Raw genomic sequence first — 24,435 nt, 5'->3', positions numbered from 1 at the left:
TGAATTCGTGGATGCTGATGGGAAGCTGGTTGGAAAAACGGTTGCTGAAATCTTCGCGCTCGAGCATCCGGGCGACGGTGTACTTGGAGGCGAGTCCGATCATGTCGGACGCGGAGAGCTTGCCTAACCATTCGGAGTTGAAGACCACCTTGGTGAGCTTGGGATCGAGGATCTTGAAGACCTGCTCCTTGTAGGTCTCGGCGTTCTTCAACACGTCCTCGCGGGTCAACACCTTGCGGGTTTCGGACTTGCCGGTGGGGTCGCCGATCATGCCTGTGAAGTCGCCGATCAGGAAGTGGACTTCGTGGCCAAGCTTCTGGAACTGACGCATCTTGTGCAACAGCACGGTGTGCCCCAGATGCAAATCGGGCGCGGTCGGATCGAAACCGGCCTTTATCTTGAGCGGCACGCCGGTCTTGACGGATTTCTCGAGCTTTTCAACCAGCTCTTTCTCCACCAGAATCTCTACGGCTCCCCTCTTGATTATTTCCATCTGCTCTGCAACGGTCATCACTTTCCCTCCAGATTTATTTCAAAAATGCCCTCACCCTGTCCCTCTCCCGCCGGGCGACGGGACGCGTCAGCCGCGTATTCAAGAGAGGGATTGATGCATCTACCCGCAGGCGATGTTGATTCTCTCGATACCCAAGGCCAAGCCGGTCATCTCGTCTACTTCGATGGCGACCGCGTTGATGCGTATATCCTTTTTCGCCACCTCGAATTTCGACGGACGCTGGCTCACGAATTTCAGGATGGCCTCTTCCTTTTTCACGCCGATTACCGAATCGAACGCACCAGTCATGCCGGCGTCGGTCATGTAGGCGGTTCCGGCGGTAAGGATGCGCTCGTCCGCGGTCTGCACATGGGTGTGGGTGCCGATGACGGCTGAGACGCGACCGTCGAGGTACCAGCCAAGGGAAACCTTCTCGCTGGTCGCCTCGGCGTGAAAATCCACCAGGATGACCGGCGTCTCTTCCTTCAGCTTCGCTATCTCGCGATCGGCACAGCGGAAGGGACAGTCGAGGTTGTTCATGAAAACGCGACCTTCCAGATTCAGGATGCCGACCTTCACTCCGCCCGGGGTCTTGACTATGGTAGTACCACGGCCGGGGGTCCCCTCCGGATAGTTCGCGGGGCGCACGATCCGCTCTTCCCTCTTGATGTACTCGAGCGCGTCCTTCTTGTCCCAGATGTGGTTTCCGGAGGTGATCATCTGGACGCCGCACTTGAACATGTCCTGAGCGGTTTCCTCGGTCAGCCCGAACCCGCCTGCCGCGTTCTCGCCGTTGGCAATGACCAGGTCGACCATGTGGCGGTCTACGATCCGGTGCAACTCACGGGAGAGGGCCTCGCGCCCCGGCTTCCCGATGACGTCACCGATAAAGAGAAGCTTAACGGGCATATTCGGTGGCCCTGGTTTCCCTGATCACGTTCACCTTGATCTGTCCCGGGTAGGTCATCTCGGTCTCGATTTTCTTGGCGATGTCCTTGGCCAAGACCAGCGCACGGTCGTCGGTCACCTGCTCGCTGGAAACCATGACGCGGATCTCGCGGCCTGCCTGGATGGCGAAGGAGGTCAGGACGCCGTCGAACGAGGTGGCGATCCTCTCCAGGTCGTCCAGACGCTTCACGTAGGTCTCCATCATTTCGCGGCGGGCGCCGGGGCGGGCTCCGGAGAGCGCGTCCGCTGCCTGCACCAGGACGGCGAGCACCGTCGCCGGCTTCTCGTCCTCGTGGTGCGCCATGATGGCGTGCACGATCTTCGGGGACTCGCCGTACTTTTTGGCGATGTCGGCGCCGATGACGGCGTGGGAGCCTTCGATCTCGTGGTCGACGGCCTTGCCGAGGTCGTGCAGAAGGCCGGCCCTCTTGGCCTGCTTCACGTTGATGCCGAGTTCGGCGGCCATGATGCCGCAGAGGAAGGCTACTTCCAGCGAGTGCTGGTAGACGTTCTGGCTGTAGGAGGTGCGGTATTTGAGCCTGCCGATCAGCTTGAGGATCTCGGGGTGAATGCCGTGCACGCCCAGGTCGAAGGCAGCCTGCTCGCCGGCTTCCTTCATCGCCTGCTCTATTTCCTCCTGAGACTTGGCAACGACCTCTTCGATGCGCCCCGGATGGATCCTGCCGTCGGCGATCAGTTTCTGCAGCGACAGCTTGGCGACTTCCCTTCTTACCGGATTGAACCCGGAAAGGATGACCGCTTCAGGGGTATCGTCGATGATAAGGTCGATGCCGGTGGCAGCCTCAAGGGCTCTGATGTTGCGTCCTTCGCGGCCGATGATGCGCCCCTTCATCTCGTCGGAGGGAAGGGTCACGACGGAGACGCTCCGCTCGGCGACGTACTCGCCAGCGTAGCGCTGCATGGCGAGGGCCAGAATCTCCTTCGCCTTCTTATCCGCGGTCTCTCTTGCTTCTTCTTCCATCGCCTTGATCAGCTTGGCGACGTCGAGTTTTGCCTCGTCCTCCATTGAGTCCATGAGGAACTTCTTCGCTTCGGCGGAGGTCATGCCGGCGATCTGCTCCAGCTTCGCCTTCTGCTCGCCGACCAGTGCGTCGAGCTTTTCCTCCTTCTGCCCGAGCGTCTGCTCTTTGGTAACCAGGGACTGCTCGCGAACGGCCAGCGCCTGCTCCCGTTTCAGGAAATCCGCGTCACGCTGGTCAAAAAGGTTGGTCTTCTTGTCGAGATTTTCTTCTTTTTGCTGCAGCCTCTTCTCCAGAGCCTGAAGATCCCGGCGTTTTTCGCGTGTTTCCTGTTCGAACTGTTTCTCCAGCTCTTCTTTTGCCTGGTACACCGCGTCTTTTGCCTGAACGGCGGCCTCCATGGCCATAACTTCAGTCTGCCGCTTGGCGTCCTCGATCATCTTGGCGGCCAGCGTCTCGGCGTCGGTCACCAGGGAGTTGGAGAGTTTTTTGCGCAGCACGTTCCCTATCGCGTAACCGATACCGGCCGCCACGAGCACGAGGATTATGGTTATCGTAATGTCAATACTCACTGTTATTCCCCCTCACATATATTTTTATTAACGCGAACCACCCGAAGCTCGGTGACGATCAAGTCCATCGTCACATCGTGCGGTTCGCCGGCTATCTCTTCAACCAGCTGAAAATCGTAACTAAACGCCGCCAGCCTGCCGCTTCTTTCCAAACGGTGCAGCGACCGGTCGTAATACCCCTTGCCGTAGCCGATCCGCCTGCCGCAGAGGTCGAAGGCGACACCGGGGACCACGATAAGGTCGGCGCCAGCAGGATCGACCGCGTCTCCCTGTGGCTCCAGTATCCCGAACTTGCCGGGAACCAACCGGTCCAGCCCGCAGACCCTGCGAAACTCCAGATCGTTGCCGACGACAGCCGGGTAAAGCAGCGTCTTCCCGGAGTTAAGTGCCGCCATGGCAACGGCGTCAGTCTCAACCTCATGATGGATGGGAGCATAAAGCGCCAGCACCTTGGCGGATTGGAACTCCGGGAGTCCAAAGAAGCGCTGGTGCAAGGCGAAGCTCAGGCTCGCCACCTGCTGCCGCGTCAACTCCCGCCTGCGGGCGAGGGTCGCGGCTCTAAGGCTGCGTTTGGGCATCTTTTCTTATCCGTGACAGGTGCAGAAAGGCAGACGGCAGGGGCCGTCCTAAAGACAGGTACTCTTGGTGGGGGACGCGGATGGTGTAACGGGTGCTGCGTTGACAGGTACGATAGAAAGGGCCGCGTTCAAGTGAGGCGCCATTGAACTTGTATATAATGCAGCCATTAACCCCAGGACATGCTGCTAAACGTCTTTAGGCTACTATCAACAAACACGGGGCAGGGAAAATGGGACCCCGCGCAGGTTCTGGCAAAGCCGTGCAACCGTACAACCGATCTGCTATATGTTGAATCTCCCGCAAGAGACCTGAAACTCTAAACCTGCTGCCGGTTCAAACGTCCGATGAGCCCGGCGATCCGCTCACTGCAGTTATGTCGCTCTTCAGCCAACTCTTTCTGAGCGCCCAACAGGCCCTCGGCCAGGTTCATTAAGGCCAGGATCACGACCACCTGGGTGTCGCCGCCACTTATTGCGGCTTCCGCTTCAGCTAATTTATCATTAACGAGGGCCTCGACCTGCGCCACATGCTCGGGGGACGAAACGCTCTTTACCTGGAGATCCCTCCCCAGAACCCTTATGCTGTGTGTCGAGATCAAGCTGTCAGACCCCTTCCAACTTCTTGAGAATGGAATCGATTCGGGATTTGAATCCCGCCCGCTCTTCGCAAAGCCTGACGTTCTCCTCTTTCAGCCTGACGTTTTCGAGTTTCAGCTCGGCGACGACATTCATTAGAGAAACTACCCGGCCCTCCAGCTCATCAAACAAGTCGTTACTCATTATTGCACCTTTTGCGGCGAAATCTTATGCAATAAGTACTCAAAAGTCAAGGCAATTATTGGAAAAGAGCCTCCACGAACTGGGCCGGATCGAACTCCCGGAGGTCATCGACCGACTCCCCCACGCCAATGAATCGAACCGGAAGCGCGTACTCATTACTCACCGCCACCACAACTCCACCCTTGGCGCTGCCGTCGAGTTTGGTGAGAACCACGCCGGAGACGAAAGCGGCCTCCTTGAAAAGCTTCGCCTGGGACAGGGCGTTCTGGCCTGTGGCCGCGTCCAGCACCAAAAGAGTCTCGTGCGGGGCGTCGGGGATCTCGCGGGTGAGCACCCGGCGGATCTTCTTCATCTCCTCCATGAGGTTCACCTTGGTGTGCATCCTTCCCGCCGTGTCGATGATGAGGACATCGGTGCCGCGCGCAACGGCCGCCTTGCAGGCGTCAAAGACGACGGCGGAGGGATCCGCCCCCTCCTTGTGGCGCACGATGTCGGCGCCGACGCGCTGCGACCACAGCTCAAGCTGTTCGGCGGCAGCAGCACGGAAAGTGTCAGCTGCGGCCAGGAGAACCTTCTTCCCCTCCCCAGCGTAGCGGGCAGCAAGCTTCCCGATGGTCGTGGTCTTGCCGACGCCGTTCACGCCTATCACCAGGATCACGAACGGTTTCTTGTCGGTCACCACAAGGGGCGCGGCATGGGCCATCAGGCGCAGTTGGATTTCCTCCTTCAGCGCTTTCTTCAGAGCCTCGCCGTCCTGCAGTTCGTCCCTCTTCAGCCGCTGCTCCAGGGTCCGGATCAGATCCACGGTGGTCTTCACCCCGAGGTCGGCCGTAATCAGGATCTCCTCGAGCTCCTCAAGGGTGTCCGTATCGATCTGCTTCTTGCCTAAAAGCAGCGTGTCCACCCGGCCGACGATGCTCTCGTGGGTCTTGCTCAGGCTTTTTTTCAGGCGCTCGAAGAAGCTGGGCTTGGCGGCCTCGGGCTCGGGGGGGGGCGGCACCGCGACGGCAGGTTCATGCCACGCAGGGCGCGACGCCGGCGCAGAGGGCTCGACCCATGGGGTGCGTGCCGGCTCCGCCGGTGCGGGGGGCTCGGGCGGCGCAACCGGTGCTGCCTGCTCCTGCTGCTGCGGCTGTACCGGGACCTGCTGCTCCTCGGCCGTCGACGCCTGGCCGGACCCGCCTTCTTGTTTCGCGTCCTCATCAGCGGGAACGGGTTCCTCTGCGGACCCCACACCGAGTTTCTTCAGCAGTCCCTTGAAAAAGCCCCTGTTGTCCTCGGCCATCAATAGATCTCCTTATGCAAAAGCGCCGCGGTCTCCCGGAACTTGTTGAGCGCCAGGAGCGGCAGTGCGTTTTTGTTCATGGTCATGACCAGGGAATAATCGTCACCCACCGCCCCGACGATCACGTGCTGCTGGTCCGTCGTTATCACGCTTTGCTGCACCGGCCCGGTCTCGTACTTATGGTGCAGCTCCTTGAAATGAGCCAGCAAGATGCCCCAGTGAGCGGCAGCCACCTTGATCTCGAAAGCGTCGCCATGGGTGTGCTGCTCCACGGCCTCCCCTTCCCAATCCGCGAGGATAGCCCCACTAGCACCCGGCACAGCCTCGACCAGTGAAGTCAGCAGTTTCTTGAACGGCACGTCAAGCTCCTAGGTTAAATAAGATAAGGTAGGTCCGGCGCCCCATGAAGGGGCAGCTAACGGTTGAGCCGTACCGATACCAGCTTCGAGACGCCCGGCTCCTCCATAGTGACCCCGTAGAGGGTATCGGCTACTGCCATGGTGGCGCGGTTGTGGGTGATGATGATGAACTGCGAGTTGGCGCTCATCTCGCGCACCATGTCGTTGAACCTGCCGATGTTGGCATCGTCCAGCGGCGCATCTACCTCGTCCAGCAGACAGAAGGGCGAGGGCTTGATCAGGAAGATGGAGAAGATCAGCGCGACGGCGGTGAGCGCCTTTTCGCCGCCGGAGAGAAGCGACACGTTCTGCAGCTTCTTGCCCGGAGGCTGGACCACGATGTCGAGCCCCGTATTGAGCAGGTCCTCCTCGTCGGTCAGGCGTAGCTCTGCGTGGCCGCCGCAAAAGAGCCTCGGGAAGATGGTTTGGAACTTCTCGTTCACCATCTGGAAGGTTTCGAGGAAGCGTTTGCGCGTGGTGCGGTTGATGCGCTGGATGGCCTTCTGCAGGGCGTTCATCGACTCTTCCAGATCGTCCTTTTGGCTGGAAAGGAAGGAGAAGCGCTCCTCCATCTCCTTGAACTCCTCGATCGCCATCAGGTTAACCTCGCCCATCTCGTTGATCGCCTTTTGCAGCTCGGCCTGGCGCACGGCGCGCTCCTCCTCGTCCCACTCCACCTTGGAGTAGTTCAAAAGGGCGTCCGCGATCTCCATGCGGTGCTTCTCGCGTAGAGTCTCCTCCAGGTGGGAGAGCCGCATGCTGACCTCGGTGAGCCGCATGCTCTTGGCGTTTAGCTGGTCCCGCAAAAGCGACGCCTCGCTGCGGGTCCCCTTCAGGCGCAGCTCCTCCTCCTGCACTGTTGCCGCCTCGGTCTCGTAGCGCTCCTTCACCAGGAGGAGCGCCTGCTCGCTTCGAAGCTGCTGCTTCACTATGTCGCGCAGCGCCTCCTCGCCGGCTGCGATGGCGTCAATCAGGCGGGTGCGCTCGGCGCCCGAGCCCTCAAGCTCGTTGCCGCGGGAGGAGATCCGGCTGGCAAGGTCGGCGCAAAGCGCCTCCACGCGCTGGTAAGCGCGCTGGGTCGACTCCCCCTTCTCCTTGAGCGCGGCGACCCGCACCTTGAGGGAGGTGACCATCTCGCGCGCCTCTTCCATCTCGAAACGAGATCCTTCCAGGCGTCCCTGCAGCGCCTCGACGTTCTTCTCCAGGGCCAGCTTGCGCTCTTCGGCTTCGCCCCGCCGGTTTTCCGCCTGGGAGATTTCTTTGGCGACCAGGTCCTGCTCTTCGGAGAGCTGCTCCTCCTCCATTTCGCGGACGGCGGCATTCTCCTCGAGCCTGCGGCACTCGGCCTGGGCGGACTGGAGATCCTTTTCCGCGTTTAGCACCCTGATCTCCAGGCGATGCAGCGACTGGCGCAGTTCGACCCGGTGCGCCTCGGCCTCGGCGATCTCGACCCTTCTGGTTTCTCGGGCCGTCGCGAGCTGCTGCACCTCGCCGGTGAGGCGCTCCACGTCGGCTCCTAGCCCCTTGATCTCGCGCTTTTTGTGGATGATCCCCTGCTGCGCGGGTTCGGCGGAGCCCCCGTTCAGGATGCCGCCGCCGTGGACCAGGTCACCGTCGACCGTGACGAAGGTAGCGTGGGGGAAGGAGGCTGCAAGTTCCAATGCGTGCGCAAGGTCACGCGCGAGATAAGCGCCCGACAGCAGCGGCTCGACCAGCTGCGCGTGCTTTGCGGGGACGGTGACCCGCTCCAAAAGTGGCGCGGCGCCGGAAGGCGTTGCACCTGGGTGATGCCAGGGTGGGGCGGTGATGAAACTGCAGCGCCCGCCGGAGTTCCCCTTGAGGTGCCGGACCGCGTCGAGAGCCAGGTCCGGCGAGCCGCAGAGAAGGTACTGCAGACGCTCACCCAGCACCGATTCGAGCGCCACCTCGAACTCCTCCTCGACCTCAATGGCATCGGCCAGCATGGTAAGGGATGCCCCCTTGAACGAGTCGGCCAGGAGCAGGTTCTTCACCCCCTGCCCGTACCCGGCGAACTGGGCCTCCAGTTCCTGCAGCGATTTGAGCCTCGACGACGCGGAGGAGAGCTGGTCGCGCAGCTGTTGCAGCAGCTTGTCCCCCGCCTCCTGCGCCTGTTTGAGTTCCGCCTCGCGGCTTCCGGCAAGCGTCAGTTCCTCGTCCAGCAGTTCTTTTTCCCGGGCCAACTGTTCGCGCTCGGCCTTGAGCGCGTCCACCTTCCCGTTCGACTCGAAGAGGCGCTCCCCGAGGAGCACGCGCTCCCGTTTACTTGCCTGCAGGCGCTCGTCGACGGAGGCGAGCCTTTTGACGGCAGCGGCATGCTGGTTGTTCGCCTGCGCCCCCTCGGAAAGTGCCGCGAACATTGCGCGGCGCGCCTCGTCGAGTTCACGGGTAACACCCGCCTCGCTCGCCGCCATTTCCTCCAGCAGCGCCTCCCGGTGCTCTAGCGCCTCGCTCTCGCGCGCGTGCTCTTCAAGAAACGATGCCTGCTGGGTCTCAAGCGAGACGAGTTCACGCTCGGAGGCAGCCAGCTGGTCCCTGAGCCCCTGGAGTTCCTCCTCGAACCGCGCGCCGTGGCGCTCCTGGTTGGCAAGCTCCCGCCGCTGGAATTCAAGCTTGTTCTCCCCACCCTGCAGCTCGCTCTTCCAGCGGAAGATCTCCTCCTGGGCGGCGGTCAGCGCGCGCTCGGTCTCCAGCAGGGTTATCCGCTTCCCTTCAATGGAAAGCTCTGCCTCGTTGAGCCGGGCGGTTATGTCGACCAGCTTGGACTCGAGTTCCGCGATCTCGCGCTCCAGCCCCTGCCGCTCCTTCTGCACCGAGCCGTACCCCTTGGCGGCGAAAAGCAGCTCGATCTCCTTCAATTCGAGCCGTATCTCCCTGAAGCGCTCGGCCTTCTTCGCCTGGCGCTGCAGACCGTTCATCTGGCGTTTGATCTCGGAGATGATATCGCCTAAGCGCAGCAGGTTCTGGCGGGTCGCCTCCATCTTCTTCATGGCGACGACCTTGCGCGCCTTGAACTTGGTGACACCTGCGGCTTCTTCGATCAGGAAGCGGCGCTCCTCGGGCTTGGCGTGCAGGATCATCCCGATCTTCCCCTGCTCGATGATCGAGTAGGCCTTGGCGCCGATACCGGTGTCCATGAAGAGCTCGGCGATGTCCAAAAGCCGGCAGGGGGTCTTGTTCAGCAGGTAATCGCTGTCGCCGTCACGGTAGAGGCGACGGGTGACCTGGATCTCGGAAAAGTTGAGGTATTTCGCGGGGACGCGGCCGTCCTCGGTGGAAAAGAACAGGGAAACCTCCGCCATGCCGAGCGGTTTCCTGAACTCGGTGCCGCCGAAGATGATGTCCTCCATCGACTTGCCGCGCAGGTTCTTGGCGGACTGCTCCCCCATGACCCAACGGATGGCGTCGACGACGTTGGACTTGCCGCAGCCGTTGGGGCCGACTACCCCGGTTATCGGCTGGTTGAAGTCCAGGACAGCCTTGTCCTGAAAGGATTTGAAGCCGTGTATTTCCAGTCTCTTGATCTTCATGAACTGGGCATATTATCAGAGAGGTGGTTTTAATGTAAAGGATAAGATGGGGGGATGGCGCCTGAGCAAAGGCATTTAACAGGGATGAAGGGGATGGAAGGGATAGAGCAGGGACAAACCCAAAGGGAGAAGGTTTTGGATCTGGGGTGATCGACCCTCAGGAGAGGGAAAACGGCTGTACGCCGCCTACACGAAAAGGGGCGCGGTTTCCCGCGCCCCTTTCATGTTTCAGTACCACCTGGGGCTTACGCCTCGGTGGTTTCTTCTGCTGCCGGAGCCTCGGCTACCGGTGCTTCTTCTGCCGGAGCAGCGGCAACCGGAGCTGCCTTGGCGGCCTTAGGCGCCTTGGCCGCCTTGGCGGCTGCTTTCTTCGATTTCATCTCGGCTTCCACCAGTTCGAGCACCGACACCGGAGCATTGTCACCCGGACGGATGCCGAGCTTAATGATCCTGGTGTAGCCGCCCGGACGCTCGGTGTAACGCGGAGCGATCTCGGTGAAAAGCTTGGTCACGACTTTCTTATCGCGGATGTAGGCGGCTGCCTGCCTGGTCGCGTGAAGGTCACCCCTTTTGCCCAGGGTGATCATCTTCTCGGCGATGGAGCGAAGCTCTTTCGCCTTGGCGTCGGTCGTGGTGATCTTTTCGTGCTGGAGAAAGGATGTCACCATATTCCTGAACATGGCGATCCTGTGGCTCGTGGTCCTGCCTAATCTTCTACCCGCGCTATTGTGACGCATATCTTTTCACTTCCTTTCTATCTATAAATAAAGTCTTGAGGACTATTCTTCTTTCTGCTCGCCGCGCAGGCGTCTCATGATCTCGGGATCCGGGAAGTTATCCAGTTTCATGCCGAGGGTGAGGCCCATGTCGACGAGGATGTCCTTGATTTCGTTCAGAGATTTCCTGCCAAAGTTCTGGGTTTTCAGCATCTCGGCCTCGCTTCTGGAAACGAGTTCGCCGATCAGCTTGATCCCCGCGTTCTTCAGGCAGTTCGCGGAGCGAACCGAGAGTTCCAGCTCGTCCACCGAACGGTACAGGTTCTCGTTGAAACGCTCGCGCTCCTCCTCCGGCTCCGCCTCCTCCTGGGGCTCCACGTCCTCATCGAAGTTGATGAAGATGGAAAGCTGGTCCTTGAGGATCTTGGAAGCGTAGGCCACGGCATCCTGCGGCTTCACGCTGCCGTCGGTCCAGACCTCGATGGTGAGCTTGTCGTAGTCGGTGATCTGACCTACGCGAGCGTTGGTTACGGTGAAGTTAACCTTGTGGACCGGGGAGAAAATCGCGTCGATGGGGATGGTCCCTACCGGCGCCTTCTCGTCGCGGTTGCGGTCAGCGGGGACGTACCCTTTGCCGACTTTCACCATGAGGTCCATCTCGAGGTTAGCGTCCTTGGAGCAGGTCGCGATGTGGTGCTCGGGGTTCAGGATCTCCACGTTGTTGTCCGTGATGATGTCCTTGGCCTTGACCACCCCTTCGCCCTTCTGGACGATCCTGATCATCCTGGACTCGTTGCCGTGCACCTTGAGGCGCACACCCTTGAGGTTCAGGATGATGTCCGTCATGTCCTCGGTGACGCCCGGGACTGCGGAGAACTCGTGCAGTACGCCCTTCGCTTTCACGGAGACGATGGCCGCCCCCTGCAGGCTCGAGATGAGGACCCGACGCAGACCCGTTCCCAGGGTGGTGCCGAAGCCTCTTTCGAAGGGTTCGGCAAAGAACTTCCCGTATGTATTTGTGAGCGATTCCGTCTCAACCTGGAGCTTCTTAGGTCTGATCAGATCGCGCCAGTTTCTATACATTTAGATCCCCCTGTATCGGTTGTAGTCAGCCTTTACTTGGAGTAGAGCTCGACAATTAACTGTTCCTGAATCGGCATGGTGATGTCCTCGCGTACCGGCATAGCCTTGACGGTGCCTTTGAACGCATCCTTTTCCAGTTCAAGCCATTGCGGGATACCCCTGCGTACTACGCCTTCGAGAGATTCGGAGATGGCGGCAACTTTGCGGCTCTTCTCGCGCAGTTGCAGGACATCGCCTGCCTTCACCTGAAGGGAAGGAATGTTGACCTTCTTGCCATTCAGGGTGAAGTGTCCGTGACGTACCAGCTGGCGTGCCTCGTCGCGCGAGGTTGCGAAGCCAAGGCGGTAAGCTACGTTGTCGAGCCTTCTCTCCAGGATGAAGAGGAGGTTCTCGCCCGTCACGCCTTTCATCCGGTCGGCCGTCTCGAAGTAACCGCGGAACTGGTTCTCGAGGATGCCGTAGATGCGACGCACCTTCTGCTTTTCACGCAGCTGAACACCGTAATCTGATACCTTTATGCGGCCCTGGCCGTGCTGCCCCGGGGGATAGCTTCTTCTCTTAATGGCACATTTGTCGGTGTAGCAACGCTCGCCTTTAAGAAATAGCTCCGAACCTTCCCGTCTGCACAGCCTGCATGAGGGCCCTGTATACCTAGCCAATTGAAGACCTCCTTGATCCTAACTGATTGTTCCGTAACTCCAGGCTTGATTGAAGCCTAGACTCTTCTTCTCTTCGGGGGACGGCAGCCGTTGTGCGGGATCGGCGTGACGTCGCGGATGAAGCTGACGGCGAAGCCGGCGGCCTGCAGCGCGCGCAGAGCGGACTCGCGGCCTGAGCCGGGACCCTTCACGTACACCTCGATGCTGCGCATACCGTGCTCCTGGGCCTTCTTGGCAGCGTCCTCGGCAGCCATCTGCGCTGCGAACGGCGTGCTCTTCCTGGACCCTTTGAAACCCTTGGCACCGGAGGTGCACCAGGCTACCACGTTACCGACCGGGTCGGTGATGGTGATCATGGTATTGTTGAACGTCGCCTGGATGTGCGCGACGCCGTTGGGAATATTCTTCTTCTCTTTTTTCTTCTTAACGACCTTCTTAGCCGGGCTCGCCATTATCCCTCCAGAATCTTATTTCTTCTTGCCAGCGACCGTACGAGCCGGCCCTTTGCGAGTGCGTGCATTGGTCTTGGTCCGCTGTCCGCGGCAGGGAAGACCTTTCCTGTGACGAAGGCCGCGGTAGCAGCCGAGATCCATCAGACGCTTTATGCTCATGGAAATGTCGCGGCGCAGGTCGCCTTCGACCTTCACGTTCTTATCGATATACTCCCTGATCTTGGTGACTTCCGCCTCGGTCAGGTTGTCGCAACGGGTGTTCATGTCAACACCGGCTGCCGTGAGAATTTCCTGGGACAGAGATCTGCCGATGCCGTAGATGTAGGTGAGTGCGATCTCTATTCTCTTATTTCTGGGTAAGTCTACCCCTGCGATACGTGCCAATGCCCGCTCCTCCTAATGGTTACTCTTAACCCTGTCTCTGTGAATGCTTGGGAGTCTCGCAGATAACGCGGACGATGCCCTTGCGCTTGACTATTTTGCATTTAACACAGATCTTCTTAACCGATGCCCGAACCTTCATAGTTCACTTCCTTTTGAAGACGTATTGCTGTTCTAAATTTGTGTAAGTATCAACGGACCGTTGTCCGTTACTGCCACCGTGTGCTCGAAGTGCGCCGAGAGCCCGCCATCCGCGGTGACCGCGGTCCAGCCGTCCTCCAGCACCCGCACGTCGTATCCCTTTTCGTTGATCATGGGCTCGATGGCGAGCACCATGCCCGGCTTCAGCTTGGGCCCCTTTCCGGCAACGCCGAAGTTGGGGATCTGCGGCCCCTCGTGCAGTTCCTTGCCGATGCCGTGCCCGACAAAGTCGCGCACCACGGAAAAGCCGCGCGCCTCGACATAGGCCTGCACCGCGTGGGAGACGTCCGAGAGGCGGTGCGAGGCGTCAGCGACCTCGATCGCCTTGTAGAGCGACTCCTCGGTGACCTTGATCAGCTTGGCCGCGGCCTGCGATATCTCGCCCACCGGAACCGTGATCGCCGAATCGCCGTAATAGCCGCCGTAGACGACTCCGAAGTCTAAACTGACGATGTCGCCTGAGACCAGGACGCGCTGCGTGGCAAACCCATGAACCACCTGCTCGTTCACCGAGCAACAAAGCGAAAAGGGGAAGCCGCTGTAACCCTTGAAGGCTGGCTTCGCCTTCCTCTTCAGCGTTTCCCTCTCCGCGAATGCGTCAAGTTGTGCCAGGGTAACCCCCGGCACCACTTTTTCCCTGAGCCCGGCCAGGATCTCCGCTACGATCCTTCCGGCAGCCGCCATCTTCTCGATCTCAGCCGGGGACTTTAGTACGATCACCGCTAGGCCCGTATCGCCGCGAGGATGCCCGACTGGACCCCTTCTACGGTCCCGAGGCCATCGACGGAGCGGAGCAACCCTGCCGCCTGATAGTAGGCGATCAAAGGCGCGGTCTGCGCTTCGTAAACCGCCAGGCGGTTCAGGATGGTTTCTTCCTTGTCGTCCTCACGCTGGACCAGTTGGCCGGAGCAGGCATCGCAGACGCCTGCCACTTTGGAGGGGGCGAAGTCGACGTGGTAGCCGGCGCCGCAATTGGCACAGGCGCGACGCCCGGTAAGCCGCTTCAGAAGCTCTCCCTTGTCCACCGAAAGCGAGACCACATGATCGATCGACTTCCCCATGCCGGAGAGGACCTGACCCAATGCGTCCGCCTGGGGTACCGTGCGGGGGAAACCGTCCAGGATGAATCCCTTCTGGCAGTCCGCCTGCGCCAGCCGCTCCTCGACGATGCCGATCACGACTTCGTCCGGAACCAGCGCGCCGGAGTCCATATATCCCTTGGCCTTGGCTCCCATGGGAGTCAGCTCTTTAACGGCAGCCCGCAGTATATCACCTGTCGATATCTGCGGGATACCAAATCTATCTATGAGAAGTTTTGCCTGGGTCCCCTTGCCGACGCCCGGGGGTCCGAGGAGGATGAGATTCATGATAACCCCTTACCTTCTGCCCTGGATGCGCACGCCCTTCATGAACCCTTCGTAGCTTCGGGTAATCAGGTGCGCCTCTATCTGCGACAGAGTGTCCATGCCGACACCGACGGCGATCAGCAGGGAAGTGCCGCCAAAATAGAAGGGGAGGTTGAATTTCCCAATCAGAATCGAAGGAAGCACGCAGACCGCGGAGATGTAAATGGCGCCGGCGAAGGTCAACTTGGTCAGCACCGCGTCGAGGAAGTCGGAGGTCTCCTTACCGGGACGGATCCCGGGCACATACCCCCCCTGTTTCTTGACGTTATCGGCGACATCAACCGGGTTGAAAGTCACAGCCGTGTAGAAGTAACAGAAAAAGACGATAAAGGCAACAAATAAAACCTCGTAAAGCAACTTTCCGGGGGCCAACTGCTTGGAGGCCGCCTGCACCCAGGGGACGTCGATGAAGTTGCCCACCGTGGCCGGGAACATGATGATCGACGAGGCGAAGATCGGCGGGATGACGCCGGCCATGTTCACCTTGAGCGGCAGGTGCGAGCTCTGCGCGCCTACGGTCTTGAGCCCCACCACCCTCTTGGCGTAGTGGATCGGAATCCTGCGCTGGCCGCGCTCCATGAATACCACCGCCGCGATCACCGCGAACATCACCGCGGCGATCAGGAGCAGCACGAACAGGGAGAGCTCGCCCGTCTTGATCAGACGGAAGCTGTTGCCGATCGCGGTCGGGATGCGGGCCACGATGCCGGCGAAGATGATCAGGGAGATGCCGTTGCCGATACCCTTCTCAGACATCTGCTCGCCGAGCCACATGATGAAGGCGGTGCCAGCCGTGAGGGTGATCACCGTCATCAGCCTGAAGCCCCAGCCGGGGTTCGGAACTACCAGCTCGCCGGCCGGACCGCGCATGGCCTCAAGGCCGATGCTGATGCCGAACGCCTGAACCACCGCCAGCACGATGGTGCCGTAGCGGGTGTACTGGATGATCTTCTTCCTTCCAGCGTCACCTTCCTTGGAAAGCTTCTCCACGGCCGGAAGCACAACGGTGAGGAGTTGGAAGATGATGGAGGAGGAGATATACGGCATGATGCCGAGGGCGAAGACGGTGAGCTTCTCGAGAGCCCCGCCAGAAAACATGTCGAACATACCGAGCAGCGTGCCCTGCGCAGCCTTGAAGAACTGGGCGAGGGCCTGGGCGTCGATGCCCGGGGTAGGGATATGACACCCTATCCGGTAGACGGCCAGCATGGCCAGCGAAAAGAGAACCTTCTTTTTAAGCTCGGGGATCTTGAAAATGTTCTGGAAGGCTTCTATCAAGACTAGATCTCCTCGATGGAACCACCTGCCGCAGTTATTTTTTCGCGAGCAGAGGCGCTGAATTTGTGGGCCTTGATGGTCAGTGCACGGGTGATGTCACCCGTCGCCAGCACCTTGATGCCGTCGCGCACGCCGGAGATGATCCCGCTTTTCAGCAGCGCTTCAGCGTCGATGACGCTCCCCGCCTCGAATACTTCGAGCTGGCAGAGATTCACCAGGGCGTAGTCCTTCTTGGAGAGCGGGGTGAAGCCGCGCTTGGGAAGCCTTCTGTGCATCGGCATCTGGCCGCCCTCGAAGCCGGGCTTCACGGAGCCGCCGGAGCGCGCCTTCTGGCCCTTGTGACCCTTGGTGGCGGTCTTGCCGTGACCGGAGCCTACGCCCCTGCCGATACGCTTTCTATTCTTGGTCGACCCAATGGCCGGTTTGATGGTATTTAATTGCATTTTTATCACCTTTAGGGGGATTACTCTTCGACTCTTACCAGATGGGCCACCTTGGCGATCATACCGCGGATCTCCGGGGTGTCCTGCAGGGTCACGGTCTTCTCACGCTTGGTGAGCCCCATGCCGAGCAGACGACCTTTCATTTTCTCGGACTGGCCGATGGCGCTCCGAACCAGGGTTATCTTCAGTTCTGCAGACATGTTCAACTCCTTAAATGCTATTCGGTGATGCCGCGGCGCGCCATCAGCTCTTCCGCAGTCTTGAGACGGGAGAGACCCGCGAATGCGGCCTTGACCACGTTGTGCGGGTTGTTGGAGCCCAGGCACTTGGCAAGGATGTTGTGCAGGCCTGCCGACTCGAATACCGCGCGGGCGGCACCGCCTGCGATAACGCCGGTACCCGGGGAAGCGGGCATCATGAGAACCTTGCCTGCGCCGAAGCAGCCGAGGATCTCGAACGGGATGGTCTGCCCGGCCACGATGGGAACCTTGATCAGGTTCTTCTTGGCCTGCTCGACCCCTTTGCGGATTGCTTCCGGCACTTCGTTGGCCTTGCCCAGGCCGTAGCCCACGCAGCCGTTACCGTCGCCTACCACCACGAGGGCGGAGAAGCTGAACCTGCGGCCACCCTTCACCACCTTGGCTACGCGGCTTATGTGGACGACCCTATCGGTAAGATTCATTTCACTGGCATTGATCTTAAGCAAACTAATTCCTCCTTACCTGCCCTAGAAGGACAGACCGTTTTCGCGTGCGGCGTCAGCCAGAGCTTTGATCCTACCGTGGTAGAGGAAGCCGTTGCGGTCGAAGACCACGGCGGTGATTTCCTTCTCCAGGGCCTTCTTGGCAATCGCAGCGCCCACCTTAGCGGCGGCTTCGGCGTTGCCGGTGTAGCTGAGCCCCTCGGCAACGTCGCCCGCCAGGGTGGAGGCCGAGGCGAGGGTTGCGCCGGTGGTGTCGTCGATCAACTGAGCGTATATGTGGCGTGCACTCTTGAAGACGTTCAGTCTCGGGCGTGCCGGCGATCCGGTAATTTTCTTCCTGACCCTGGTCTGTCTCTTAAGACGAGCTACCTGTTTTTGGGCTAAAGAACTCAAGGCACTTCTCCTTAGCAATTGCTATTTTTTACCGGTCTTGCCGGCTTTTCTCAGAATCGTTTCGTCAGCGTACTTGACACCCTTACCCTTGTACGGCTCGGGCGGACGGAACGCGCGGATCTTGGCGGCGGTCTCGCCGACCACTTCCTTGTCGATCCCCATCACTTTGAGCTTGGTCATCTTCTCGACCTCGACCGTGATGCCGGTCGGCAGCTCGAAGTTGACCGGGTGCGAAAAGCCCAGGGCCAGGTTCAGCACGTTGCCCTTCACCTCGGCGCGGTAACCGACGCCGTTGATCTCGAGCAGGGTCTCGAACCCTTTAGAGACGCCGATCACCATGTTGTTGATCAGGGTCCTAGTCAGGCCATGGGCCGAGCGGGACTTGATGGTGTCGTCGTGCCTGGTCACCGTTACCGCCTGCGCGGTCACGTCGATGGCGACGCCTTCCCCGATGTTGCGGGCGAGTTTCCCTTTCGGGCCCTCCACCTTGATCTCCGGGGCGTTGTATATGACTTTCACCCCCGCAGGAATCGCGATGGGAAGTTTTCCTATTCTAGACATGCAAAGCTCCTTAAAGCGAAATGACTACCAGACCGTGCAGAGAACTTCCCCGCCGATGCCCATTTCACGGGCGGTCTTGTCGGTTACCAGCCCCTTCGAAGTCGAGAGGATGGCGACGCCCAGTCCGTTCTTCACCTGCTTGATCTTGTCGGAGTTGACATAGACCCGGCCGCCCGGTTTGCTGATCCTCTTGATCTCGTTGATGACCGGTTCCTTCTCGTCGATGAACTTGAGGTAAACCCGCAGGATCCCCTGCTTGTTGTCCGCAATCACCTTGAAGTTCTTGATAAACCCTTCGGCGCGCAGCACCGTGGCGAGGCTCACCTTGAGGTTCGACGAAGGAATGTCAACTTTCTGGTGCTTTGCCATACCAGCGTTCCTGATTCTGGTCAGCATGTCGGCAACTGGATCTGTCATGCACATACAAACTACTCCTCTTTCCTAAATCGGAATCTTATTACCAACTGGACTTTATCACACCGGGAACCTGACCGAGGTTGGACAGCTTCCTCAGGCAGATCCTGCACATGTCAAATTTCCGGTAGTAAGCTCTGGGGCGGCCGCACAAAGGGCAGCGATTGCGCTCGCGCACCTTGAACTTGTTCCCTCTCTGAGCCTTTATGATCATAGATGTCTTAGCCACGGAGTTCCTCCAAACCTGTATTAGTTCCTGAACGGCAGACCCATCAGCTTGAGCAGGGCTTTCCCCTCAGCGTCGGTCTTTGCCGTGGTCACGATCGTGATATTGAGACCCTTGATCTTGTCGACCTTGTCGTAATCGATCTCGGGGAAGATCAACTGCTCCTTGACGCCCAGGGAGTAGTTACCCTTGCCGTCGAAGGCCTTGCCGGAGATCCCCTTGAAGTCGCGCACGCGCGGCAGCGAGACGCTTACCAGGCGGTCGAGGAACTCGTACATCTTCTCGCGGCGCAACGTCACGGCGCAGCCGATAGGCATCCCCTGGCGCAGCTTGAAGCCCGCGATGGACTTCTTCGCCTTGGTGATGACCGGGCGCTGCCCGGTGATGGCGGCGAGCTCTTCGGCTGCGGAATCCAGGATCTTGACGTTCTGGATCGCTTCGCCGAGGCCCATGTTGACCACGATCTTCACCAGCTTGGGGACTTCCATGATGTTCTTGTAGTTCTGGTCCTTCATGAGGGCCGGAACCATCTCTTTATTGTAAAGCTCAGCTAGCCGTGCCATTGCAATCCTCCAAACTATTTATCGAAAGACTCGCCGCATTTTACGCAGCAGCGCGCCTTTTTACCGTCTTCGAGTACGGTGGTTTTGGTCCTGACCGGCTTGTTGCACTTTCCGCAGAGCAGCATGACGTTGGAGATGTGCACCGGAGCTTCCTTCTCCAGGATGCCCCCCTGCTCGGACCCGCGGGGCTTCTGGTGGCGCTTGACCACGTTGACCCCTTCGACGATGACCCCGTCCTTCTTGGGATGGATGGAGATCACCTTGCCGCTTTTGGAGCGATCCTTGCCCGCGATGACCACGACGGTGTCGTTTTTCTTAACATGTAATTTTTTGCCCAGCATCTCTTATTCTCCAGGATCTTGTCTAAAGTACCTCGGGGGCGAGGGATATGATCTTCATGAACTTCTTGGCGCGAAGTTCCCTGGCGACCGGCCCGAAGATACGAGTGCCGACCGGCTCCTTGGCGTTGTTGATGACCACGCCGGAGTTGGTGTCGAAACGGATGTAGGAGCCGTCAGGACGTCCCACAGCCTTGGCGGTGCGCACCACGACAGCCTTCACCACGTCGCCCTTTTTCACCTTCGAATTGGGGAGAGCTTCCTTCACGGAAGCGACGATGATGTCGCCAATTCCGGCGTAACGGCGCTTGGAGCCGCCGAGCACTTTAATGCAAAAGAGCTTCTTCGCGCCGGAGTTGTCCGCCACGTCCAATAGTGTCTGCATCTGAATCATTGTTTAACTCCCGGCGAGCCCTTAACCCTTGGACTCGATAATCTGTCTGATTTTCCAGCGCTTGTCCTTGGAAAGCGGACGCGTCTCGACGATGAGGACGCGGTCGCCGATCTTGGCGGCATTGTCCATGTCGTGCGCCTTGTACTTGGCGGAGCGCTTGATGTACTTGTTGTAGACGGGGTGCTTCACCAGACGGTCGACCTTCACTACCGCGGTCTTGTCCATCTTGTCGCTGACGACCACACCGACCTGAGTTTTCCTGTTGCCTCTTTCGCTCATATATATCTCTTAGCCTCTCTTTTCACGGAGTATGGTCTTCACGCGGGCGATATCCTTCCTCAGGTTGGAAACCTTGGAAGTGTTTTCCAGCCGCCCGGTGTGAAGCTGAAACTTCACGTTGAAGAGTTCCTTGGTCAGCTCCGTGCCTTTGGCCTCGAGCTCAGCAGCCGTCGCGTTTTTTAGTTCATTAGCCTTCATTGATTTCCGTCCTTGTGATGAACTTGCTGGCTACGGGGAGCTTGTGCGCCGCGAGCCTGAATGCCTCGCGCGCCACTTCCTCGGTGACCCCTTCCATCTCGTAAAGGATCCTGCCCGGCTTAATGACGCAAACCCATGAGTCCGGGGATCCTTTCCCCTTACCCATACGGGTCTCGGCGGGTTTCGAGGTGAGTGGCTTGTCCGGGAAGATGCGGATCCAGATCTTGCCGCCCCTCTTGATATAACGGGTCATAGCGATACGGGCCGCTTCGATCTGGCGGGAGTCCAGCCAGCCGCACTCGGTAGCCTGCAGGCCGAAGTCGCCGAAGGCGAGCTCGACGCCGCGCTGCGGAGTACCGGTCATGCGCCCCTTCATCTGCTTTCTATACTTAACTTTCTTGGGCATTAACATCGCAAAAAACTCCTGTTCCTATTTTTTAGCGGAGAGTACTTCACCCTTGAAGAGGAGCACTTTTACGCCGATGATCCCGTAGGTGGTCTTCGCCTCGGCAAAGCCATAGTCGATGTCCGCGCGCAACGTGTGCAGCGGCACCCTTCCCTCGCGGTACCATTCCGTCCTGGACATCTCTGCGCCGCCCAGACGGCCCGAGCAGGTAATCCTGATACCCTTGGCGCCGAACTTGAGCGTCGAGGTGACGCTCTTTTTCATGGCACGGCGGAACGCGATACGGCGCTCCAGCTGCATGGCCACGTTCTCGGCGACGAGCTGTGCGTCCAGCTCGGGCTTCCTGACTTCCTGTATATTAAGGTAGACCTCTTTGTCGGTGAGCTTGGCCAGCTCCTTCTTCAGAGTCTCGACCTCCGAGCCCTTCTTACCGATGATGAGGCCCGGACGAGCGGTGAAGATGTTGATCTTCGCCTTGCCCGCAGCGCGCTCGATCTCGATCTTGGAGACGCCCGAATGATACAGCCTTTTTTTAAGGAAATTGCGCAGCTTCAGGTCTTCGTGAAGAAGCTTTGCATAATCTTTTTCCGCGTACCATTTCGAATCCCAGGTTTTAATAACCCCGAGTCTGAACCCGATAGGATTTACTTTCTGACCCAAAACATCACCTCCGACCCGTTTCTTATTTCTTTTCCGCAAGGACCACGGTAATGTGGCTCGTCGGTTTTCTGATCTTGCTGGCCCGGCCCATGGCGCGGGGGGTGAAGCGCTTAAGTACTGCGCCGCCATCGACGAAAATCGTCTTGACGAAGAGCTTGTCCACATCGGAGCAACCCTTCTGCTCGGCATTGGCCACGGCAGAGGAGAGGAGCTTCGAGATGAGCTTCGCCGACGGTTGCGGTGAGAAACGCAGAGTGTTCAGCGCAGTCTGAATGCCCTTGCCCCTGACGAGATCCACGACCAGGCGTGTCTTTCTCGGAGAGAGGCGGACAGAGGATAATTTAGCCGATGATTCCATTACAAAACTCCTTTAGGGACCTTACTTCTTCTTGAGCTTGCTCTTCTTGTCAGCAGCGTGGCCGTAGAAGGTCCTGGTGGGTGAGAACTCGCCCATCTTGTGGCCGACCATGTTCTCGGTGACGAACACAGGGATGAACTTCTTGCCGTTGTGCACCGCAAAGGTGAGCCCGATGAACTCAGGGATGATAGTGGACCTGCGGGACCACGTCTTGATCACCTTCTTGCTGCCGGCCTGTTCTGCCTGGGCTTTCGCTTCGAGATGTCCGTCGACGAAAGGCCCCTTCTTTATAGATCTTGCCATCTTTTAAAATCCTCTATCCAGATGATTTATTTGGTGCGCTTCTTCACGATGAACGGGGTGGACCGCTTGTTGGTGCGCGTCTTGTAACCCTTGGTCGGGATGCCCCACGGGGTTACCGGATGACGGCCGCCGGAGGTCCTGCCCTCGCCACCGCCGTGCGGGTGGTCGACCGGGTTCATTGCGACACCCCTTACGTGGGGGCGTACGCCGAGCCAGCGGGAGCGGCCAGCCTTGCCGATGGAGACGTTCTCGTGATCCGCGTTGCCCACCTGGCCGATGGTAGCCTTGCAGTCCATCAGGATCATGCGGACTTCGCCGGAGGGGAGCTTCACCTGACCGTACTTCCCTTCCTTAGCCATCAGCTGCGCGAAGGTACCGGCGGAGCGCGCCAGTTGTGCGCCTTTGCCGATCTTCAGCTCGATGTTGTGGATGATGGTACCCAGCGGGATGCACCTGATGGGGAGCGCGTTGCCAGGCTTGATGTCGGCCTGCTCGCTGGAGATAACGGTATCACCCACTTTCAGGGAGAGAGGAGCCAGGATGTAGCGCTTCTCGCCGTCGGCGTAGTTCAAAAGGGCGATGCGTGCGCTGCGGCACGGATCGTACTCGATGGTGGCGACCTTCGCCGGAATCTCGGTCTTGTCACGGCGGAAGTCGATGATCCTGTACTTCTGCTTGTGACCGCCACCAACGTTCCTGGAAGTGATGCGGCCGTTCGAGTTCCTGCCGCCGCTTTTCTTGAGGTTCTCGACGAGGGACCTCTCGGGCTTGCAGGCAGTGATCTCCTCGAAGGTCGAGCAGGTCTGCGCCCTTCTACCCGGAGAAGTAGGTTTGTAAGTTTTTATAGCCATTATCTAAATCCCCACAGATATTTTTATGCTTCGAAGAAATCGACGTTGGAACCCTCTTTCAGGGTCACATATGCCTTCTTCCAGTTAGAACGCTTGCCGATGCCCTTGGCGGTGCGCTTGGTCTTGCCGGCGACGTTGACGGTATTCACGGCGGAAACCTGCGCGTTGAAGAGCTTCTCGACGGCCGCCTTTATCTCTATCTTGTTGGCCGCGCCGTTCACCACGAAAGCGATGACGTTCTTGTCGTCTTTCTCAACCGTGGTCTTCTCAGTGATGAGAGGTTTCTTTATGACGTCATAAATGTTCATGACTGTAATGCTCCTTCAACACGACGAACGGCTGCCTCGGTAAAGACGACGCTCTGGTATTTCATAATGTCGAAAATATTGAGACCTTCAGGACCCAGCACCTTGACGTGTTTCACATTGCGGGCGGACAGTTCTAAAGTGGGAGTCGCAGTATCAGTGATAACGAGCGTCTTGTCAAGGTTAAAAGCAGTTAGTACCTCAACAAATGCCTTTGTCTTGATGGAGGGAAGCTCCAGACTGTTTACCACAGTGATTGCGTCCTTCTTGTAGAGCATCGAAAGAGCGCTTCTCAGTGCCGCCTTCCTCGCCTTCTTGTTCATGGAGAGGTTGTAGTCTTTCGGCTGCGGACCGAAGGCTACGCCGCCGCCCGGGTACTGCGGAGCCCTGCGGCAACCCTGGCGGGCCTGGCCGGTTCCCTTCTGCTTGAACGGCTTCTTGCCGGAACCTGCCACCAGGGCGCGGTTCTTGACGGCAACGGTACCCTGCCTGCGGTTAGCGAGCTGGATCTTTACGGCCTCGTGGATCAGGTACTCGCGGACGTCGTCGTTGAAGACTGCGTCGTCGAGCTCGATCTCACCGACCTTTGCTTTCTTGATGTCAAATACGTCTAGCTTTGCCATAACTATCTCCAGCCCCCGTTATTTCTTCGCCTTGACGGAGTCCTTGATCAGGACGACGCCGTTGGCGGAACCGGGGATCGCTCCACCGAGCAGAATCAGATTGTCAGCAGCGTCAACGCGAACCACCTTGAGGCGCTGCACGGTCACCTTCTCGTTACCGAGCTGGCCCGGCATCTTCTTGTTCTTGAAAACCCTGGAGGGGGTCGCGGAGCAGCCGATGGAACCCGGGGCGCGGTGGAAACGGGAGCCGTGGCTCGACCGCCCGCCTTTGAAGCCCCAGCGCTTGATGACGCCGGCAAAGCCCTTACCGATGGAGGTGCCGGTCACGTCGACCAGGTCGCCTTCCTCGAAAACCGCAGCCTCGATCACGTCGCCCAATTTGTAGGCGTCCGTGTTGTCCATGCGCAGTTCGCGGTAGTGGGTGAACACGCCGGCGCCGGCGCCTTTGCAGTGCCCGACCTGTGCTGCGTTCGCCCTGGAGGCGTCCTTCGCTCCGAAACCGACCTGTATGGCGGAGTAGCCGTCCTTTGCCACGCTCTTCTTCTGGACGACGACGCACGGCCCAGCCTCGACGACGGTCACAGCGATGCGCCTGCCGTCTTCGGCGAATATCTGGGTCATCCCCAGCTTTTTCCCAATCAATCCCTTATTCATGGTCG

38 protein-coding genes (1 of these 38 cut by a window edge) are annotated in these 24,435 nt (G+C 59.1%); all 38 read right to left on the bottom strand.

Annotated elements, in window-relative coordinates; genetic code table 11:
* Window positions 1-511: the 5' end (the start) of a tyrosine--tRNA ligase gene (gene tyrS, locus GBEM_RS04840; RefSeq protein ID WP_012529403.1), read on the bottom strand. It extends 701 nt beyond the left edge of the window; the window shows 511 of its 1,212 coding nt (coding positions 1-511); the start codon lies at window positions 509-511; the stop codon falls past the left edge of the window.
* 102 nt (window positions 512-613) lie between these two features.
* Window positions 614-1,402 carry a TIGR00282 family metallophosphoesterase gene (locus tag GBEM_RS04835; RefSeq protein ID WP_012529402.1) on the bottom strand — a complete coding sequence of 263 codons (789 nt, stop codon included), beginning with the start codon at window positions 1,400-1,402 and terminating at the stop codon, window positions 614-616.
* Entirely contained in the window at window positions 1,392-2,987 is a 1,596-nt protein-coding gene (gene rny / locus GBEM_RS04830) for a ribonuclease Y (RefSeq protein WP_026842555.1), read from the bottom strand. The genes GBEM_RS04835 and rny overlap by 11 nt, the downstream gene beginning before the upstream one ends.
* A gap of 8 nt (window positions 2,988-2,995) precedes the next feature.
* Complete coding sequence (locus GBEM_RS04825) at window positions 2,996-3,571, bottom strand: 5-formyltetrahydrofolate cyclo-ligase (RefSeq protein ID WP_012529400.1); 576 nt, start codon at window positions 3,569-3,571, stop codon at window positions 2,996-2,998.
* 317 nt (window positions 3,572-3,888) lie between these two features.
* Window positions 3,889-4,170 (bottom strand): cell division protein ZapA, encoded by a 282-nt coding sequence (locus tag GBEM_RS04820; protein ID WP_012529399.1) that lies wholly within the window; start codon window positions 4,168-4,170, stop codon window positions 3,889-3,891.
* 4 nt (window positions 4,171-4,174) lie between these two features.
* Window positions 4,175-4,351, bottom strand: a complete 177-nt coding sequence (locus GBEM_RS21415; RefSeq protein WP_012529398.1) for a hypothetical protein — start codon at window positions 4,349-4,351, stop codon at window positions 4,175-4,177.
* Between the two features lie 55 nt (window positions 4,352-4,406).
* Window positions 4,407-5,636, bottom strand: a complete 1,230-nt coding sequence (gene ftsY / locus GBEM_RS04815) for a signal recognition particle-docking protein FtsY (protein WP_012529397.1) — start codon at window positions 5,634-5,636, stop codon at window positions 4,407-4,409.
* Window positions 5,636-5,995 carry a roadblock/LC7 domain-containing protein gene (locus GBEM_RS04810; RefSeq protein WP_012529396.1) on the bottom strand — a complete coding sequence of 120 codons (360 nt, stop codon included), beginning with the start codon at window positions 5,993-5,995 and terminating at the stop codon, window positions 5,636-5,638. The genes ftsY and GBEM_RS04810 overlap by 1 nt, the downstream gene beginning before the upstream one ends.
* A gap of 56 nt (window positions 5,996-6,051) precedes the next feature.
* Window positions 6,052-9,582, bottom strand: coding sequence for a chromosome segregation protein SMC (smc, locus tag GBEM_RS04805; RefSeq protein ID WP_012529395.1), 3,531 nt, complete (start codon window positions 9,580-9,582; stop codon window positions 6,052-6,054).
* A 245-nt stretch (window positions 9,583-9,827) separates the two neighbouring features.
* Window positions 9,828-10,319: a 50S ribosomal protein L17 gene (gene rplQ, locus GBEM_RS04800; RefSeq protein ID WP_012529394.1), complete on the bottom strand. Its 492-nt coding sequence runs from the start codon at window positions 10,317-10,319 to the stop codon at window positions 9,828-9,830.
* A gap of 42 nt (window positions 10,320-10,361) precedes the next feature.
* Window positions 10,362-11,381, bottom strand: coding sequence for a DNA-directed RNA polymerase subunit alpha (locus tag GBEM_RS04795; RefSeq protein ID WP_012529393.1), 1,020 nt, complete (start codon window positions 11,379-11,381; stop codon window positions 10,362-10,364).
* Between the two features lie 32 nt (window positions 11,382-11,413).
* The gene (gene rpsD, locus GBEM_RS04790; RefSeq protein WP_012529392.1) at window positions 11,414-12,040 is read right to left on the bottom strand and encodes a 30S ribosomal protein S4; all 627 of its coding nucleotides are present in this window, start codon (window positions 12,038-12,040) and stop codon (window positions 11,414-11,416) included.
* A 56-nt stretch (window positions 12,041-12,096) separates the two neighbouring features.
* A complete protein-coding gene (gene rpsK, locus GBEM_RS04785) occupies window positions 12,097-12,492 on the bottom strand; it encodes a 30S ribosomal protein S11 (protein ID WP_012529391.1) in 396 nt (131 codons plus the stop codon).
* A 15-nt stretch (window positions 12,493-12,507) separates the two neighbouring features.
* Window positions 12,508-12,876, bottom strand: a complete 369-nt coding sequence (gene rpsM / locus GBEM_RS04780; RefSeq protein ID WP_012529390.1) for a 30S ribosomal protein S13 — start codon at window positions 12,874-12,876, stop codon at window positions 12,508-12,510.
* Between the two features lie 25 nt (window positions 12,877-12,901).
* Window positions 12,902-13,015, bottom strand: a complete 114-nt coding sequence (gene rpmJ, locus GBEM_RS20610) for a 50S ribosomal protein L36 (RefSeq protein ID WP_012529389.1) — start codon at window positions 13,013-13,015, stop codon at window positions 12,902-12,904.
* 32 nt (window positions 13,016-13,047) lie between these two features.
* On the bottom strand, window positions 13,048-13,794 hold the full coding sequence (map, locus tag GBEM_RS04775) for a type I methionyl aminopeptidase (protein WP_012529388.1): 747 nt from the start codon (window positions 13,792-13,794) through the stop codon (window positions 13,048-13,050).
* Window positions 13,795-13,796: 2 nt separating this feature from the next.
* The gene (locus GBEM_RS04770) at window positions 13,797-14,441 is read right to left on the bottom strand and encodes an adenylate kinase (RefSeq protein ID WP_012529387.1); all 645 of its coding nucleotides are present in this window, start codon (window positions 14,439-14,441) and stop codon (window positions 13,797-13,799) included.
* A 9-nt stretch (window positions 14,442-14,450) separates the two neighbouring features.
* Window positions 14,451-15,758: a preprotein translocase subunit SecY gene (secY, locus tag GBEM_RS04765; RefSeq protein WP_012529386.1), complete on the bottom strand. Its 1,308-nt coding sequence runs from the start codon at window positions 15,756-15,758 to the stop codon at window positions 14,451-14,453.
* A gap of 2 nt (window positions 15,759-15,760) precedes the next feature.
* Window positions 15,761-16,201: a 50S ribosomal protein L15 gene (rplO, locus tag GBEM_RS04760; protein WP_012529385.1), complete on the bottom strand. Its 441-nt coding sequence runs from the start codon at window positions 16,199-16,201 to the stop codon at window positions 15,761-15,763.
* Between the two features lie 20 nt (window positions 16,202-16,221).
* On the bottom strand, window positions 16,222-16,401 hold the full coding sequence (gene rpmD, locus GBEM_RS04755; RefSeq protein ID WP_012529384.1) for a 50S ribosomal protein L30: 180 nt from the start codon (window positions 16,399-16,401) through the stop codon (window positions 16,222-16,224).
* A 17-nt stretch (window positions 16,402-16,418) separates the two neighbouring features.
* Window positions 16,419-16,907, bottom strand: a complete 489-nt coding sequence (rpsE, locus tag GBEM_RS04750) for a 30S ribosomal protein S5 (protein WP_012529383.1) — start codon at window positions 16,905-16,907, stop codon at window positions 16,419-16,421.
* Window positions 16,908-16,928: 21 nt separating this feature from the next.
* Window positions 16,929-17,297, bottom strand: coding sequence for a 50S ribosomal protein L18 (gene rplR / locus GBEM_RS04745; protein WP_012529382.1), 369 nt, complete (start codon window positions 17,295-17,297; stop codon window positions 16,929-16,931).
* A 21-nt stretch (window positions 17,298-17,318) separates the two neighbouring features.
* Window positions 17,319-17,858: a 50S ribosomal protein L6 gene (gene rplF / locus GBEM_RS04740; RefSeq protein ID WP_012529381.1), complete on the bottom strand. Its 540-nt coding sequence runs from the start codon at window positions 17,856-17,858 to the stop codon at window positions 17,319-17,321.
* A 24-nt stretch (window positions 17,859-17,882) separates the two neighbouring features.
* Entirely contained in the window at window positions 17,883-18,281 is a 399-nt protein-coding gene (rpsH, locus tag GBEM_RS04735; RefSeq protein WP_012529380.1) for a 30S ribosomal protein S8, read from the bottom strand.
* 34 nt (window positions 18,282-18,315) lie between these two features.
* Window positions 18,316-18,501 carry a type Z 30S ribosomal protein S14 gene (locus GBEM_RS04730; protein ID WP_012529379.1) on the bottom strand — a complete coding sequence of 62 codons (186 nt, stop codon included), beginning with the start codon at window positions 18,499-18,501 and terminating at the stop codon, window positions 18,316-18,318.
* A 20-nt stretch (window positions 18,502-18,521) separates the two neighbouring features.
* On the bottom strand, window positions 18,522-19,061 hold the full coding sequence (gene rplE / locus GBEM_RS04725) for a 50S ribosomal protein L5 (protein ID WP_012529378.1): 540 nt from the start codon (window positions 19,059-19,061) through the stop codon (window positions 18,522-18,524).
* 14 nt (window positions 19,062-19,075) lie between these two features.
* A complete protein-coding gene (rplX, locus tag GBEM_RS04720; protein ID WP_012529377.1) occupies window positions 19,076-19,402 on the bottom strand; it encodes a 50S ribosomal protein L24 in 327 nt (108 codons plus the stop codon).
* A 22-nt stretch (window positions 19,403-19,424) separates the two neighbouring features.
* Window positions 19,425-19,793 (bottom strand): 50S ribosomal protein L14, encoded by a 369-nt coding sequence (gene rplN, locus GBEM_RS04715; RefSeq protein ID WP_012529376.1) that lies wholly within the window; start codon window positions 19,791-19,793, stop codon window positions 19,425-19,427.
* A gap of 21 nt (window positions 19,794-19,814) precedes the next feature.
* The gene (rpsQ, locus tag GBEM_RS04710; protein WP_012529375.1) at window positions 19,815-20,072 is read right to left on the bottom strand and encodes a 30S ribosomal protein S17; all 258 of its coding nucleotides are present in this window, start codon (window positions 20,070-20,072) and stop codon (window positions 19,815-19,817) included.
* A 9-nt stretch (window positions 20,073-20,081) separates the two neighbouring features.
* Complete coding sequence (gene rpmC, locus GBEM_RS04705) at window positions 20,082-20,270, bottom strand: 50S ribosomal protein L29 (protein ID WP_012529374.1); 189 nt, start codon at window positions 20,268-20,270, stop codon at window positions 20,082-20,084.
* The gene (gene rplP / locus GBEM_RS04700) at window positions 20,260-20,682 is read right to left on the bottom strand and encodes a 50S ribosomal protein L16 (protein WP_012529373.1); all 423 of its coding nucleotides are present in this window, start codon (window positions 20,680-20,682) and stop codon (window positions 20,260-20,262) included. The genes rpmC and rplP overlap by 11 nt, the downstream gene beginning before the upstream one ends.
* Window positions 20,683-20,700: 18 nt before the next feature.
* On the bottom strand, window positions 20,701-21,336 hold the full coding sequence (rpsC, locus tag GBEM_RS04695; RefSeq protein ID WP_012529372.1) for a 30S ribosomal protein S3: 636 nt from the start codon (window positions 21,334-21,336) through the stop codon (window positions 20,701-20,703).
* Window positions 21,337-21,358: 22 nt separating this feature from the next.
* Window positions 21,359-21,694, bottom strand: coding sequence for a 50S ribosomal protein L22 (rplV, locus tag GBEM_RS04690; protein WP_012529371.1), 336 nt, complete (start codon window positions 21,692-21,694; stop codon window positions 21,359-21,361).
* Between the two features lie 21 nt (window positions 21,695-21,715).
* Window positions 21,716-21,997: a 30S ribosomal protein S19 gene (rpsS, locus tag GBEM_RS04685; protein WP_012529370.1), complete on the bottom strand. Its 282-nt coding sequence runs from the start codon at window positions 21,995-21,997 to the stop codon at window positions 21,716-21,718.
* A 26-nt stretch (window positions 21,998-22,023) separates the two neighbouring features.
* Entirely contained in the window at window positions 22,024-22,848 is an 825-nt protein-coding gene (gene rplB / locus GBEM_RS04680) for a 50S ribosomal protein L2 (RefSeq protein WP_012529369.1), read from the bottom strand.
* A gap of 23 nt (window positions 22,849-22,871) precedes the next feature.
* On the bottom strand, window positions 22,872-23,156 hold the full coding sequence (locus tag GBEM_RS04675) for a 50S ribosomal protein L23 (protein WP_012529368.1): 285 nt from the start codon (window positions 23,154-23,156) through the stop codon (window positions 22,872-22,874).
* The gene (rplD, locus tag GBEM_RS04670; RefSeq protein ID WP_012529367.1) at window positions 23,153-23,776 is read right to left on the bottom strand and encodes a 50S ribosomal protein L4; all 624 of its coding nucleotides are present in this window, start codon (window positions 23,774-23,776) and stop codon (window positions 23,153-23,155) included. Before rplD ends, GBEM_RS04675 begins: the two co-directional genes overlap by 4 nt.
* A gap of 18 nt (window positions 23,777-23,794) precedes the next feature.
* Window positions 23,795-24,430, bottom strand: coding sequence for a 50S ribosomal protein L3 (gene rplC / locus GBEM_RS04665; RefSeq protein WP_012529366.1), 636 nt, complete (start codon window positions 24,428-24,430; stop codon window positions 23,795-23,797).
* Window positions 24,431-24,435: the final 5 nt, after the last annotated feature.

The organism is Citrifermentans bemidjiense Bem (genome assembly GCF_000020725.1).
GTDB classification, from domain to species: Bacteria; Desulfobacterota; Desulfuromonadia; order Geobacterales; family Geobacteraceae; genus Geomonas; species Geomonas bemidjiensis.
The sequence above is the reverse complement of the archived record's forward strand: the minus strand, read 5'-3'. Positions and strand labels throughout refer to the sequence as shown.

Bases quoted from the DNA above. Each gene is read 5' to 3' on its own strand.
- GBEM_RS04835 (WP_012529402.1), bottom strand. From the start codon at position 1,402: ATGCCCGTTAAGCTTCTCTTTATCGGTGACGTCATCGGGAAGCCGGGG.
- GBEM_RS04825 (WP_012529400.1), bottom strand. From the start codon at position 3,571: ATGCCCAAACGCAGCCTTAGAGCCGCGACCCTCGCCCGCAGGCGGGAG.
- GBEM_RS21415 (WP_012529398.1), bottom strand. From the start codon at position 4,351: ATGAGTAACGACTTGTTTGATGAGCTGGAGGGCCGGGTAGTTTCTCTA.
- ftsY (WP_012529397.1), bottom strand. From the start codon at position 5,636: ATGGCCGAGGACAACAGGGGCTTTTTCAAGGGACTGCTGAAGAAACTC.
- smc (WP_012529395.1), bottom strand. From the start codon at position 9,582: ATGAAGATCAAGAGACTGGAAATACACGGCTTCAAATCCTTTCAGGAC.
- rplQ (WP_012529394.1), bottom strand. From the start codon at position 10,319: ATGCGTCACAATAGCGCGGGTAGAAGATTAGGCAGGACCACGAGCCAC.
- GBEM_RS04795 (WP_012529393.1), bottom strand. From the start codon at position 11,381: ATGTATAGAAACTGGCGCGATCTGATCAGACCTAAGAAGCTCCAGGTT.
- rpsK (WP_012529391.1), bottom strand. From the start codon at position 12,492: ATGGCGAGCCCGGCTAAGAAGGTCGTTAAGAAGAAAAAAGAGAAGAAG.
- rpmJ (WP_012529389.1), bottom strand. From the start codon at position 13,015: ATGAAGGTTCGGGCATCGGTTAAGAAGATCTGTGTTAAATGCAAAATA.
- GBEM_RS04770 (WP_012529387.1), bottom strand. From the start codon at position 14,441: ATGAATCTCATCCTCCTCGGACCCCCGGGCGTCGGCAAGGGGACCCAG.
- rplO (WP_012529385.1), bottom strand. From the start codon at position 16,201: ATGCAATTAAATACCATCAAACCGGCCATTGGGTCGACCAAGAATAGA.
- rpmD (WP_012529384.1), bottom strand. From the start codon at position 16,401: ATGTCTGCAGAACTGAAGATAACCCTGGTTCGGAGCGCCATCGGCCAG.
- rplF (WP_012529381.1), bottom strand. From the start codon at position 17,858: ATGTCTAGAATAGGAAAACTTCCCATCGCGATTCCTGCGGGGGTGAAA.
- rpsH (WP_012529380.1), bottom strand. From the start codon at position 18,281: ATGTGCATGACAGATCCAGTTGCCGACATGCTGACCAGAATCAGGAAC.
- rplE (WP_012529378.1), bottom strand. From the start codon at position 19,061: ATGGCACGGCTAGCTGAGCTTTACAATAAAGAGATGGTTCCGGCCCTC.
- rplX (WP_012529377.1), bottom strand. From the start codon at position 19,402: ATGCTGGGCAAAAAATTACATGTTAAGAAAAACGACACCGTCGTGGTC.
- rplN (WP_012529376.1), bottom strand. From the start codon at position 19,793: ATGATTCAGATGCAGACACTATTGGACGTGGCGGACAACTCCGGCGCG.
- rpsQ (WP_012529375.1), bottom strand. From the start codon at position 20,072: ATGAGCGAAAGAGGCAACAGGAAAACTCAGGTCGGTGTGGTCGTCAGC.
- rpmC (WP_012529374.1), bottom strand. From the start codon at position 20,270: ATGAAGGCTAATGAACTAAAAAACGCGACGGCTGCTGAGCTCGAGGCC.
- rplP (WP_012529373.1), bottom strand. From the start codon at position 20,682: ATGTTAATGCCCAAGAAAGTTAAGTATAGAAAGCAGATGAAGGGGCGC.
- rplV (WP_012529371.1), bottom strand. From the start codon at position 21,694: ATGGAATCATCGGCTAAATTATCCTCTGTCCGCCTCTCTCCGAGAAAG.
- rpsS (WP_012529370.1), bottom strand. From the start codon at position 21,997: ATGGCAAGATCTATAAAGAAGGGGCCTTTCGTCGACGGACATCTCGAA.
- rplB (WP_012529369.1), bottom strand. From the start codon at position 22,848: ATGGCTATAAAAACTTACAAACCTACTTCTCCGGGTAGAAGGGCGCAG.
- GBEM_RS04675 (WP_012529368.1), bottom strand. From the start codon at position 23,156: ATGAACATTTATGACGTCATAAAGAAACCTCTCATCACTGAGAAGACC.
- rplD (WP_012529367.1), bottom strand. From the start codon at position 23,776: ATGGCAAAGCTAGACGTATTTGACATCAAGAAAGCAAAGGTCGGTGAG.
- rplC (WP_012529366.1), bottom strand. From the start codon at position 24,430: ATGAATAAGGGATTGATTGGGAAAAAGCTGGGGATGACCCAGATATTC.